The sequence below is a fragment of the Pseudofrankia asymbiotica genome, assembly GCF_001983105.1.
GTDB classification, from domain to species: domain Bacteria; phylum Actinomycetota; class Actinomycetes; order Frankiales; family Frankiaceae; genus Pseudofrankia; species Pseudofrankia asymbiotica.
Genome location: NZ_MOMC01000069.1, coordinates 51,473 through 64,472 on the forward strand (window position 1 = coordinate 51,473; position 13,000 = coordinate 64,472).

The window sequence follows — 13,000 nt, forward strand, 5'->3', positions numbered from 1 at the left end:
TCGCCTCCGGCACGCGCCCCGCGGTCCTGCACCACTACCCATCCATGGGAGTTCTCATGACCCAGTCCACGCGGCTGACCCGATACACGCGGCGGGCTGGATGAAGCCCGCGCGGTTCGAATACCACCGTCCCGGCAGCGTGGACGAGGCGGCCGCGCTGCTCGCCGAGCTGGGGGACGAGGCCAAGATCCTCGCCGGCGGCCAGAGCCTGGTGCCGATGCTGTCGTTACGCCTGGCCTACTTCGACCATCTGATCGACGTGTCCAGGCTGGACGGGCTGCGTGGCATCACGGCCGACGGCGCGAGCCTGCGCGTGGGCGCCGGCACGACCGAGGCCGCCGTCGGTGCGGACGCGGGTGTCGCCCGCGCGGTACCGCTGCTCGCGCGGGCGACACCCCTGATCGGGCATTTCCAGATCCGCAACCGGGGCACTCTCGGCGGCTCGATCGCGCACGCCGACCCGGCGGCCGAGTACCCGGCGGTCGCGCTCGCGCTCGACGCCGAGCTGGAGGCGTTCTCGGCCTCGGCCGGCCGGCGGGTCATCCCCGCCGCCGAGTTCTTCACCGGTCTGTGGAGCACGGCGCTGGAGCCGGACGAGCTGCTCGTCGGGGTCCGCTTCCCGGTGTGGACGGGCCGGTGCGGGTTCGCGGTCGAGGAGTTCGCCCGCCGTGCCGGCGACTTCGCGATCGCCGGCGTGGTCGTCGCCCTCGAGCTGGACGGCGACGACCGGGTCGCCCGCGCCGCGATCGGGATGCTGGGCCTCGGCTCGGTCCCGCTGCGCGCGCCGGCGGCGGAGGCGGCCGCCGTCGGCCAGCGGGCCGGCGAGCTGGACGCGGCCGAGCTCGGCCGGCTGGCGATGAGCGGCCTGGAGGACATCCCCGCGGATCTGCAGGGCTCGGCGGACTACCGCGTCCGGGTCGGCGCCGAGCTCGTCGCGCGGGCCTGGGTGACGGCAAGCGTGGAAGCGGCCGGCTCCGACCGGGCTGGCGGCATGGCGGCGAGTGTGGGAGCAATCGATGGCTGAGCTGCCGGTCCGGCTGACGGTGAACGGCGAGACGGTCGAGAGGACCGCCGAGCCGCGAATGACGCTGGCTGACTTCCTGCGGGAACGCTGCGGCCTCACGGGTACGCATCTCGGCTGCGAGCACGGCGCCTGCGGTGCCTGCACCCTCCTGGTCGACGGCGCCGCCGTCCGTTCCTGCCTGATGTTCGCCGTCCAGGCCGACGGCCTTGACGTCACGACCGTCGAGGGCATCGCCGCCCCCGACGGCACGCTCTCCCGGGTTCAGGCCGCGATGCGCGACTGCCACGGCCTGCAGTGCGGCTTCTGCACCCCCGGCTTCGTCATGTCGATCACGGCGCTGCTGCGGGACAACCCGAAGCCGACGGATGAGGAGATCCGCGAGGGCCTGTCCGGCAACTTCTGCCGCTGCACCGGCTACCAGGGCATCATCGCGGCGGTTCACCGAGCCGCCGAGACGGTCGAGAAGGCCTGATGGCCTGATGGCCTGACGGCCTCCTCATCATCGAGCCAGGGCTACCAGCGGCGCGCTGGTAGCCCTGGCTCAGTCGCGTCTGGCGGGGGGTCGACACTCGCCGGGTGAGAATGCCCTTCTCAACACTAGAGAGGACTGCTACCATGGCCTCCAGTCCGGGGTACGGAAAGGAACCGCGCGAACATGGCTCACTTCCCGAAGCCAGCTGAGGGCAGCTGGACCCAGCACTATCCCGACCTGAGCACGGCGGATGCCTCGTACGAGGACTCGATCTCGCCCGAGCACTACGAGCTCGAGCGCAAGGCGATCTTCGGTAAGACGTGGCTCAATGTCGGCCGGGTCGAGCAGCTCCCGAAGGTGGGTAGCTACTTCACCAAGGAGATCGACGCCGCTCGCTCCTCGGTGATCATTGTGCGGAACGCCGAAGGCATTCAGGCGTTCCACAACGTCTGCCGCCACCGCGGCAACAAGCTGGTCTGGCAGGACTTTCCGCGAGAGGAGACGTCCGGCACGGCGCGGCAGTTCATCTGCAAGTACCACGCCTGGCGGTACGACCTCGGCGGCGCCTGCACCTTCGTACAGCAGGAGTCCGAGTTCTTCGACCTCGACAAGGYGAAGTACAGCCTCGCGGACGTGCGCTGCGAGGTCTGGCAGGGCTTCATCTTCATCAACTTCGACAAGGACGRCACCCAGTCCCTCGTCGAGTACCTCGGCCCGCTCGCGGCCGGCCTCGAGGGTTACCCCTGGGGTGAGATGACGTCGGTCTACAAGTACAAGTCCGACATCGGCGCCAACTGGAAGTTGTTCATCGACGCGTTCGCGGAGTTCTACCACGCGCCTGTGCTGCACAACCGCCAGGCGACCGCGGAGGAGTCCCGCAAGCTGCAGCAGTACGGCTACGAGGCCCTGTCCTACCAGATCGAGGGCCCRCATTCGATGGTCTCCAGCTGGGGCGGCATGTCCCCGCCGAAGGACCCGAGGATGGTCAAGCCGATCGAGCGGGAGCTGCGCACCGGCCTGTTCGGCCCGTGGGACAAGCCGTTCGACATCGAGCTGCCGCCGGCGCTCAACCCCGCCCGGCACAAGGCCTGGGGTGTCGACTCGTTCGTGTTCTTCCCGAACTTCATGATCCTGGTCTGGGAGCCGGGCTGGTACCTCACGTACCACTACTGGCCGACCGCCGTGAACCGCCACACCTTCGAGGCGGCGTTGTACTTCGCGCCGCCGAAGAACGCGACGGACCGGCTGCGCCAGGAGCTGGCGGCGGCGACGTTCAAGGAGTACGGCCTGCAGGACGCCAACACTCTCGAGGCGACCCAGAGCATGCTCGAGTCCCGGGCGGTCAGCGAGTTCCCGCTGAACGACCAGGAGGTTCTCCTGCGTCACCTGCACCAGACCGCCCGCGCGTTCTGCGCCGAGTACGTCAAGACCACCCCTGGCGCCAAGCCGTCCCCGGCGCTGGTCTGACCGCCCGGCTGACCGAGGCTGACTGAGAAGGAGCCACCTGTGGCCAAGCTGCCCGCGGACYTCGCGGACCTGGAGCCGTTCACCGACTGGTGCCTCGCCGCCGAGGACGACCGGTTCGACAAGCGGTACAGCTCGAACATGGACGAGCTGCAGACGTTCTACGACGCGGTCTTCCCCCGCATGCAGGACGCCCTGAGCTACCTCGACAAGCTCGACCTGGACGACCTCCCCGAGGACGCCTACAACCTGCTTCTCCTGTACTACTCGCTGTGCACGATCTCGTTCCCGGTCGAGGCGTGGCGCCAGCCGCGCGTGCCGGACGCGGGCGCGGCGCACATCTCGAACGTCCTCGCCCCCGCGGTCTGACCAGTCCGTCCCTGACGGACCAGCGGACTGACGGACGCGGACCGACGGACCCCGGGACGAGCAAGCTCGGGATCGCAGCCTCCGGCCCCTCGCGGACCGGCGAGGCCCTGGCCGGTGTCGGTGAAGCCATGTTGACCAGCCCCGTTGACATGGCGACGCCGGCACCGGTCGGGTCTGTCTGCCCCCTGGACACCCCCGGTGACCATGCCTTCGGTCGACATGCCTTCGGTCGACGCGGCAACCCGCCCCGCGAAAGACTGGGAGGGTCGCCCACACCGGCAGGCGATCTTGACGCAGAGGACTCAGCTGACATGGCTCGAATCGATCCGCTCCCGCCGAAGCAGTGGCCCAAGGAGATGCGGCAGGTGCTGGCCGCGCTCGAGCCGCCGGGCACGCCCGCGAAGCTGTCCCCCGAGGGCCGTTCCAAGGCCCTGAACACGCTCGGGGTCTACGCGTACCACCCGACGCTGGCGCAGGCGTTCTTCACCTTCAACGGTCACATCATGTCGACGACCACCCTGACGCCACGCCAGCGCGAGCTGCTGGTACTGCGGGTCGCCGCGGACCGCGGGGCGGGCTACGAGTGGCTGCAGCACACCTTCCTGGGGCGTGACGCCGGCCTGTCCGACGAGGAGATCCAGCGGATCGCCCTCGGCCCGGACGCGCCGCTGTGGGATCCGCTGGACGCGGCGCTGCTGCGGGCCGTCGACGAGCTGGTCGACAAGGGCAGGATCGGCGACGAGACCTGGGCCGTCCTCGCGGACAAGCTCGAGGTCAAGCAGATCCTGGACGTGATCTTCACGGTCGGCGCGTACGAGACGCTCGCCTACCTGCTGCGTTCGTTCGAGATCGACATCGACGACGACATGCTGGCGGCCGTGGCCCGCCGCCAGTCGATCACCGAGTAGGTCGACAACCGCGTAGATCGCCAGCCGGGTAGGTCTACGACCGCATGGACGGGCGCGCGCCTCCGGGCCGCGCCCTGACCGGACGGGAGACCCCATGTCCGTCACCGTCAGCCCGATCAGCCCCGAGGTGGGCGTCGAGATCACGGGCCGTACCGGGCCGGAGCTCGCCACCCCCGAGGTCGCCGCCGAGCTGCGCGCGTACCTCGACGAGCATGGCGTCGTCATCTACCGCGAGGCGCACATCGGTGACGCGGACCTGGTGGCGCTGTCCCGGATGCTGGGCGAGGTGGTCGTCGCCCCGATGGGTGGCGAGAAGGACTTCCCCGAGGTCTCGGCGATCACCCTCGACCCGGCGCAGAGCACGCTCGCCGCCTACCGGGCCGGCACGTTCTTCTGGCACATCGACGGCGCCAACGACCTGGTCCCGCAGAAGGCCACGCTGCTGACCGCGATCGAGGTCGCCACCGAGGGCGGCGACACCGAGTTCGCGAACCTCTACGCCGCCTACGAGGCGCTGTCGGACGAGGAGAAGGCCCGGTTCGCCGAGCTTCGGGTGGTGCACAGCTTCGCGGCCACCCAGCGGCTGGCCCAGCCGGACGCGTCGTCCAAGATGCGCGCCGCGTGGGACAAGGTGCCCTCCGGGGAGCACCCGCTGGTCTGGACTCGGCGAAGCGGGCGCAAGTCCCTGCTTGTCGGTGCCACCGCCGACCACGTCGTCGGCCTGGCCGAGGACGAGAGCCGCGCCCTGCTCGACCGGCTGCTCGACTGGGCGACCCAGCCCGACTTCTCGCTGCGCCACCACTGGCACCGCGGTGACCTGGTCATCTGGGACAACACCGGGATCCTGCACCGCGCCCAGCCCTACACCGCCGCGTCCCGCCGCCTGATGCACCGCACCACCCTCGTCGGCGAGGAAGCCGTCGCCTGACGCCGTCGCCTGACGCCGTCGCCTGACGCCGTCGCCTGACGCCGTCGCCTGACGCCGCGGCCTGACGCCGCGGCCGAGGCCGCGAGCCTTTCGTCCTCGCCACGGCGGCCGCGGCCCAGACGACGTCGTCACGGACGGCGCCGTCACGGCCAACGCCCTCACGGACAACACCGTCGCTGACAACGCCGTCACCGACCGAGCCTGAACTGAAGGGAAACCACGCGCAGATGACCGTGGCACCGAGCGACAGCCTGGCCGGCAAGGTCGCCATCGTCACCGGCGGCGGATCGGGCATCGGGCGCGGCTGCGCGCTGCGCCTGGCCGCCGACGGTGCCAGGATCGGCGTCTTCGATCTCGATCCCGGCAACGCCAAGGCGGTCGCCGACGAGATCGCCGCCGCGGGCGGCGAGGCGCACCCGGTCACGGTCGACGTCACCAGCCGCGAGCAGATCGACGCCGGTGTCGCGGAGATCAGGTCGCTGTACGGCCCCGCCACGATCCTGGTGACGTCCGCCGGGCGCGAGGGCTTCCGCCGGTTTCTCGACATCACCGCCGAGCAGTGGCAGGCCCTGATCGATGTCAACCTGACCGGCACGTTCCACTCCTGCCAGGCCGTCGTCCCCGACATGATCGAGGCGCGCTGGGGCCGGATCGTCACCATCTCGTCGTCCAGCGCCCAGGGCGGTCAGCAGCTCATGACGCACTACTCGGCGTCCAAGGGCGGCGTCATCACCTTCACCAAGTCGCTGGCCCTGGAACTCGGCGAGTTCGGCATCACGGTGAACACGATCCCGCCCGGCTTCATCATCACCCCGATGACCGAGCGCAACGCCGCCAAGGGCCGCCTCGGCCCGGAAGGCCTCGACGGCGTCATCGCCCGCACCCCGGTCCGCCGCGGCGGCCAGTCCGAGGACATCGCCGCCGCCTGCTCCTTCCTCTGCCGCGAGGAGGCCAGCTACGTCACCGGCCAGATCATCGGCGTCAACGGCGGCCGCAACACCACCTCCGCCGTCTTCTAACACCTGCCGGCGTCTTCTGGCGTCGCACTTGAGTCGCACCCGGCAGCGTTCGCCCGCCTCGGCGCACCGTCGGCGTATACGCGGACGACGCCGACGCGACGCCGTCAGCCTGGCTCGACGACGGGAGCTTCGATGCGGATCGTCGGAGCCCGGCCGGCGAGCATCGCGAGCGCCGACGCTACGACGACCAGGACGGTGTAGCCGAAGGTGATGTGAACGAGGCTCACATGGCCGGCCAGTCGGCTGGTGATCAGGCCGGGAACGGCCGCCGCGCAGTAGGAGATCAGAAAGACGCTGGCCAGGACGCCCGCGCGGTCATCCGCGCTGGTCCTGGCCAGCAAACCGCGCATACCGCCCGTGGCGGCGATGCCCTGTCCGACACCCGCGACGAAGCTCGCGACCAGGAAGGGCACGATCGTCCCGCTGCGCACGGCGATCGCGACAATGACGGCACAGGTCGCGAACACTCCGAGTCCGAGGCAGACCGAGGGCGCCGGCCGCAGCCGACCCGTCAACACGCCGCCGACCGGGGAGAGCACCGACAGCGACGCGAAGACCAGTGCGACGACGAAGGTGTTCTCGGTGCCGAGCCGGTCCGCGGTGAGGCCGGGCGCGAATGCCTGGAAGAAGCCGCCCAGCGACCAGGTCGCGACCGCGACCATGCCGACGACGAGCAGCGGCCTCCTGGCACCGGGTGGTACGCGGACCTGTGGCCGCAGCGTTCGCCGTGCCGCTGACGTGTCACGTCGTCCGACGCTCTCCGGGCATGCCAGCAGCAACGCGACTCCAACGGCGAGCGCGCAGACCACGATGGTGTAGGTCAGAACTCGGGGTGCCGGCCCATACTCGACGATCGCGCCGGACAGCAGCGCGCCGAGCGGGACCGCCAACGGCGGAACGATGCTGGTGATCAGCGCGGCCAGCCAGCGAGGCGCCTCGGGCGCGGTGTCGATGACGTAGGAGCCGAGCGCGCTCGACGCGACCCCGCAGGCGATCCCCTGCAGCGCCCGGCCGACGACCAACATCGGCAGCGCCGCGACGTGCATCAGCACCAGTCCGCCGGCGATCGAGCACAGCAGGGCGGCAATGCCGACCGGGCGGCGGCCGAGGTGATTGGACAGCCTTCCGAGCAGCAGGAGCGAGAGTGCCGTCATCGTGAAGTAGACGACGGTGGTGAGCGCCAGACCCGAGTTCGAGATCCCGTCCTCGAGCCGATAGGTGCTGTACAGCGGAATCGGCGTGCCCGACGCGACGAACGTCAGGATCAACGTCGCCGAACCCACGACAAACGCGACCCTGCGAGAAGGCCGACGTAGTTCAGGCAGGGGTTCGGCAGGCATGGAACCCATCTGATCAGCCCAGACACCCGCAGGCCCCGCCCACCGCTCGACCTAACACCCGTACCCCGCTGAACCGCGTCCACCAGCCGCGATGGCCGGCAAGGGCCTCAGTCCCACCAGAAGGTCCAGGTGTCGGTGCTGGTGAGGGCGACCGCATAGTCCTCGACGGTGATGCTGACGTCGCTGTCGAAGTTGTCGGGGCAGAAGGCGAGGTGCTCGGCGGCGAGAAGGCGCGCGTCGTCGTCGCTGGTCGGAGGGGCCGCGACGCTGAGGTAGAGCGTGTCAAAGCCGACGGCGACGACGCGGACACCGAAGCGTCGTTCCCAGCTCCCGACTACCGCGGAGATCTCAGCGGTGTCGAGGGTGTGGTTGGCAGGTCCTTCCCAGCCCACGAGCGTGAGGGCATTGGCACCGGAGTCCGCGGCTACCAGGCCGAGACGCAGCCTGGGGTGGTTCGCGAGGATCTGGCGAGCGCACTCTGCGGCTGCCTGGCCCGGGTCGGCGCGCTGCTCGGACTGACCGGCGAGGCCAGGCCAGTCGTGTCCGAACGGCTTGTGCTGGTAGCACCCGTCACTGTCGTCCTCACCGTCGCAGTCCCACCAGTCCGCGAGGATCGTCGCCGGGTCGTGGTCGCCAGGAGATGTCATTCGATCAGGCGATAGTTCGCCTGTCTCCCAGGGGTGGAATCCCCTGGGCTCCCGCTGTGGGCGGTCTTCCTCCCAGTATTGGGGCTCGAGAAGGAGAGGCCACAGCCCGGTGGCGGGGTGCGCGGCGAGCAACTGGGCCCACAGTTCAGGGGCGGCCGGCTCATCGCTCATCCACAGCGCCAGGCTCTCCGCGTTGCCCTCCTTCGCGACGCGGCAGCGCCCCGGCGGCAACGGGACCGACAGCGAGTACTGGCCGGCCTGCCCCGCGCCGAACAACGCCCCCGGATCCGCGGGAGGCCAAACCTCAGCACCAACCACCGCGCTACCTCCTCGCGAACGATCACCATCAGCTCGCTGGAGGCTAATCACAAGGTCCGACAGTTCGACCGGGTAGCCGACGGTCGCAGACAGGCCGACGACCTGAAGCTCCGGCCAGTCTGGCCATGCTTGGCGGGCCCCGTCGGTCCGCCTCAGGGAAAGTGGTGTTTAGCTGCCGATCCGCAGCCGGTTTTCGACGTTCTCGCGATCCGGGACGTGTCCCGTCCGCCAGACGGCGTGGGCCGCTTGGAGCTTGACGGTGAGCTTGTCCAGCAGGGCCGCCTCGGCCGCAGGCGTCTCYGAGCCGGCGGCGATCAATTTGGTGTAGCGGACCGTGTCGACGACGGCGGATTTCACCCGCTCGTGGGCGAGGTAGGTAGCGAGGTCGCGGGTCCACTCGACGGCGGCCTCCGGCGGGACGGCGTTTCGCCAGGCCGCCCCGGCGAGTTCCTCCTCGTCGGGTTGGTAAGCCATCTTGTGAAGGTGTACCGCCAGGTCGTAGACCGGGTCACCCCAGAGAGCCAGCTCCCAGTCGAGGAAGTATGTCGCACCGCCGTTCACGATCATGTTCTTGCGATGGATGTCGGTGTGGAGCAGGCGGAACGGTCTGGGGCAGAGGGTCGACCAGCGTTCGAGGACCGGCTCCAGCGGGTCGGCGGGAAAGCCGAGGGCCTTGAACAGATCGCCGAACTCGGCGAGAAACCTGGCGTGCACGCCGGCGGTGATAGCCGACAGCCTGCTCGCGAACGCCGCCGTGTCCCCGTCGCCGGGCCAGTCGGCGGGCAGCGCTGGGAGCTGGTCCAGCGGCACCCTGCCGAGCTGGGTGAACAGGGCACCGACGTCGGGGATCACATGTTCGGGCACGCGCTTGCCGCGGGGCGCGATCGCGTCGAGGACGTCACCCTCGATCCATTCGACGATCTGGTAGGCCGGACCGACGTTGGCGTGGAGAAGCCTTGGGGCCCGAGGAATGGCGGGGTGGAGGGCACGCACGACCTCGGACTCTGGCCAGATCGTGAGGTCCATGGTGTCGGCCTCGGGGATGGGGATGCGCACCACGACGGGCCCCGACGGTGTCCCGACCCGGACGTTGTGGTTGTAGAAGCCGGCGCTCCGGTCGGTGCGGGCCAGGGCCAGCCAGTACAGCTCGTCGGGTTCGTTCGTGGCCGCGTGCGGCACGGTCGCCCTCACCTCGCCGACGACCGCGTCAGCCGCTGGGCCGTTCCCTACCGCGGAACCAGCCGGATCTGGAATCGCCGGGTCGGACCTCGTCATCAGGCTGCCCCGTCGAAGCCGAGCAGGTCGCGGGCGAGGGCGTCGATGCGGCCCTTCAGGACGTCGAGAGAGTCCAATGGTTGGAGGGCGCTTTCGGCGCGCTGGCAGGCGTCCGTCACGTATTGATCCTCAATTCTTAGCTCTCGCAGCGCTGTTCCGGCGCACAACACCAGCGTCGGGTACACCTCCGCGGCCTCCAGTTCGCTCACCGCCCACCGCGCCGACTCCTGGGCGAGGCCGACCTGGCCCCGCCGCGCCTCCAACGCACCTCGGTACAACCTTGCCCGAGCAAGCCCCGATCGATAGCTCGCCCGGGTCAATGCCTCGACCGCCGTGTCGAACTCCACCTCGGCCTGGTCGAGGTTGCCGAGCCGCAGCTCGGCGACGGCGATCGCCGTGTGGCACTTGCCCAGCTCATGCTGTGCGCCGATCTCGGTCTGGACCTCGATGGCCGCCCGCGCCTCGGGGATGGCTGCGGGCGCATCGATGAACGCGAGCAGCTCGGCCCGGTTCGTCCTGATGTTCGCGTTCCCGACGAAGGAACGGGCCGCCTGGTAATAGGTCGCAGCCTCGTCGAGAAATCGGCCCGATGCTGGGAAGTCGAAGGCGAACCGGTGCGCCAGGTGGCGCAGTCGGGCCACGTCGCCGCGGCACTCCGGATGCCGCCGCTCGGCGATCACGTCCAGCTCGGTCGCGAACCGCTCCGCCTCGACGAACCGTCCCTGACACATGTGCAGGTCGGCGGCCCACAGGCCGGCGCCCATCCGGGCGGTGTCATCCTGGCCGGCCCAGACGCGGTTGTAGATCGTTAAAGCGGCGGTCGTCTGGCCCGCGATGCGGCGTGCCTGACCGGCGGCGACCGCGAGCCGTGCCCCGACAGGCTGGCTGACGTCCCAGTCCTCGTCCGGTGTCAGCTCCAGCGCCCGGCTGGCCTCGCCACGGCGAAGGACCGTCTCGACATCCATCACCCGTCCGGCCTCGGCCAGATCCGACGTCGTGCGAGCTGGGTTCTCCCGTAGGAAATCGCGCAGGTCAGTGAGCACGCCACCGGCGGCGCCGTCGGCCCCGCCGCGGACCGCGACCTCTACCAGGTCGAGCAGTTCGACCCCGGTGATCTCCCCGATGTGCAGAGCATGGAAGACGAGCTCCTGAAACGCCACCGGGTCCGCGAGCAGTCGTCCGCCCAGGCTCCGGGACCTTTCCTGGTCGGTGATGCCATCCGCTGCCGGATCCTCGAAGGCTCGCGGTTCCCAGGCGTCGCGCAGCAGTCGGTGAAGTTCCAGCCGGGCCGACGTGGAAAGCCGGTCGCGCAGGGCGCTCGCCATGAGCTGATGGAACCGGAGCTGATCGCCGGCCGGGTAGACGAACGAGTAGGACGAGATCGACTCCCAGGCCGTCACATGACCGGGAAGCCGGAGAGCCGACGTCAGCGCCCGGAAGATCTCCTGGTCGAATATCCGTGCAACGCCAAGGACCTCCAGCGTCCGCACCTCGTCGGCCGCGACGTGTTGCAGGAAGCGTTGCAGGATCTCCCGTTGTGTCGCCGCCGCGTGTGCCTGACTCGGACCACCATCCTCGGCATTCCCGCCCGCTCCGCCGGTGTCGACGGCGAGATGTAGGTAGAAAGGCAGCCCCGCGCTCGCCGTCGCGAGCCGTAGCCGTTCGCTCTCCTGCGCCACCCCGGAGGCGCCGAGCAACGTCAGCCGGGCCTCCATCGGCAGCGCGTCGACCGGGCAGGCCCGGATCAGCCCACGCCAGTCGGCGTCGTAGGCGTCCCATCCCAGCGGCTCCCGGCCGGCGATGACGACCAGGCCGCGATCCAGCTGGGCGACCAGGTCACGTAGCCAGACGTCCGCGAGCTGTGTCCGCCCGGAGCGGGTCGGAGCGGGCACCAGCGCCTCGTAGGTGTCGATCGTCAGCACGTAGGGACGGCTGGCTGACGCGTCACGCAGGTCCTCGGCGAACAGGAAGGTGACGGCGTCGACGACCTCGGCGTTTGGCAGTTCGTCGAGCGACGAGAGCGTCTCGTCGCGACTGATCCGGTGACGGCGGCGCGCATCCGAGGTCACCCGCTCCGCGGCCTTCAGTAGACCGAGAGCGGTGCCGAAGACCGGCACTCCGGCGACCGAGTCGATGATCTCGGTGAGGACTCCGCTCTCCTCCACGAACGGCAGTGACTCCCGGCTGATCCGCAGGTGAGGGTGAATGCGCTGCCAGAGGACCGCATAGGCGATGTCGAACCGGTCGAACCGCACCCCCTGTTTGCCGAACTCGACGCGCAGGACGGCGAGGGCATCCTCCTGCTGCCGCATCGCCGGCACCTGGAGATCGAGCGCCGCGGCCCGCCAGCCCGCCGGAACCTGGACCCGTAGCTCCCGAAGCAGCCGTGACTTCCCGATCCCGCCGACCCCGGTCATGTTCAGCACCCGCGGCGCGGACTCGCCAGCGGCTACCGCCGCCCGGACCCGTTCGACCTCGTTCGTGAACGCGTCCAGCAACGGCACCCGGTCCACGAACTCTCGTTGCAACGCCGCCACCCGGCGAAACCGCGGCGCGATCGCCATCCACTACCTCCGGCGAGACAGCCATTGGTGCGCAGTAATGGAACAGTTGTTGATCGCCACCGTGCCGCGGCGATCACCCTGCGCATCCAATCATGCCCACCTGATCTCGGATGTCGAACCGCGCAATATGCCATCTTCTCGCGTTGGGCTGACGGACCTATCAGTGACTTACTCATCAGGCCGGCGGCGGGGGGTCCTCGTACTGTGTGCGGACAGGCCCGCCGGAACGGCACTCTCCTCCTGGCGTTGGTGGTGGTCTGGCTCGATGCCGTCTCCGGGGCCGGAGGTCAGCTGAGTGGTGGTTCCGGCCGACCCAGCACTGGGCTGTCGGCGGGGAGGATCGTTGGGAGGCCGGTATCGCTGGTCGCCGGGGCGCTGTGGTCGTTCTCGTGGTCCTCCTCGAGGAGAGGGTCGTCGAAGAGCGTGTTGGAGCGGTCGACGAGAACGTCGGAGTGGTCGCTGGGCCAGTCCGATTCGGGGTAGGTGGCCGTTTCGCTGGCACTTTCGCCGGTGCAACAGTCGTTGTCGGGCAGGCGGAGTTTCCTGTCGCTATGCCAGGCTTTGTCTGCATGGGCCGGTGGTTCCCAGATTCCAGTGTAAAGGTGGTCGAGGCTGCGGTGGAGGGGGTTTCGGCGGGGTTTGCGTCGGGGGTCGACGGAGTAGGGCGGGACG

The 13,000-nt window shown here is 69.6% G+C and carries 12 protein-coding genes; 7 read left to right on the forward strand and 5 right to left on the reverse strand.

Annotated elements, in window-relative coordinates; genetic code table 11:
• Positions 1-100: 100 nt before the first annotated feature.
• From BL253_RS30250 to BL253_RS30280, 7 genes are all read left to right on the forward strand, one after another.
• The gene (locus BL253_RS30250; protein ID WP_076820715.1) at positions 101-1,024 is read left to right on the forward strand and encodes an FAD binding domain-containing protein; all 924 of its coding nucleotides are present in this window, start codon (positions 101-103) and stop codon (positions 1,022-1,024) included.
• Positions 1,017-1,496 carry a (2Fe-2S)-binding protein gene (locus BL253_RS30255; protein WP_076820716.1) on the forward strand — a complete coding sequence of 160 codons (480 nt, stop codon included), beginning with the start codon at positions 1,017-1,019 and terminating at the stop codon, positions 1,494-1,496. The genes BL253_RS30250 and BL253_RS30255 overlap by 8 nt, the downstream gene beginning before the upstream one ends.
• Before the next feature lie 183 nt (positions 1,497-1,679).
• Entirely contained in the window at positions 1,680-2,963 is a 1,284-nt protein-coding gene (locus tag BL253_RS30260; protein ID WP_076820717.1) for an aromatic ring-hydroxylating oxygenase subunit alpha, read from the forward strand.
• A gap of 39 nt (positions 2,964-3,002) precedes the next feature.
• Positions 3,003-3,329, forward strand: a complete 327-nt coding sequence (locus BL253_RS30265) for a hypothetical protein (RefSeq protein WP_081438839.1) — start codon at positions 3,003-3,005, stop codon at positions 3,327-3,329.
• Positions 3,330-3,640: 311 nt separating this feature from the next.
• Entirely contained in the window at positions 3,641-4,237 is a 597-nt protein-coding gene (locus BL253_RS30270) for a carboxymuconolactone decarboxylase family protein (protein ID WP_076820719.1), read from the forward strand.
• Between the two features lie 94 nt (positions 4,238-4,331).
• Complete coding sequence (locus tag BL253_RS30275; RefSeq protein WP_076820720.1) at positions 4,332-5,165, forward strand: TauD/TfdA dioxygenase family protein; 834 nt, start codon at positions 4,332-4,334, stop codon at positions 5,163-5,165.
• Positions 5,166-5,392: 227 nt separating this feature from the next.
• Positions 5,393-6,184 (forward strand): SDR family NAD(P)-dependent oxidoreductase, encoded by a 792-nt coding sequence (locus BL253_RS30280; protein WP_076820721.1) that lies wholly within the window; start codon positions 5,393-5,395, stop codon positions 6,182-6,184.
• A 104-nt stretch (positions 6,185-6,288) separates the two neighbouring features.
• Here BL253_RS30280 and BL253_RS30285 read toward each other — a convergent pair whose 3' ends face one another.
• The 5 genes from BL253_RS30285 to BL253_RS43300 form a co-directional block, all read right to left on the reverse strand.
• Positions 6,289-7,524 (reverse strand): MFS transporter, encoded by a 1,236-nt coding sequence (locus tag BL253_RS30285; RefSeq protein WP_076820735.1) that lies wholly within the window; start codon positions 7,522-7,524, stop codon positions 6,289-6,291.
• Positions 7,525-7,631: 107 nt separating this feature from the next.
• Positions 7,632-8,489, reverse strand: a complete 858-nt coding sequence (locus BL253_RS30290; protein WP_198946458.1) for a DUF4253 domain-containing protein — start codon at positions 8,487-8,489, stop codon at positions 7,632-7,634.
• 168 nt (positions 8,490-8,657) lie between these two features.
• Positions 8,658-9,764, reverse strand: a complete 1,107-nt coding sequence (locus BL253_RS30295) for a phosphotransferase family protein (protein ID WP_076820723.1) — start codon at positions 9,762-9,764, stop codon at positions 8,658-8,660.
• Entirely contained in the window at positions 9,764-12,328 is a 2,565-nt protein-coding gene (locus BL253_RS30300) for an aminoglycoside phosphotransferase (protein WP_076820724.1), read from the reverse strand. Before BL253_RS30300 ends, BL253_RS30295 begins: the two co-directional genes overlap by 1 nt.
• A 287-nt stretch (positions 12,329-12,615) precedes the next feature.
• The coding region (locus BL253_RS43300) for a hypothetical protein (RefSeq protein WP_206745137.1) at positions 12,616-13,000 on the reverse strand (385 nt) is incomplete at its 5' end.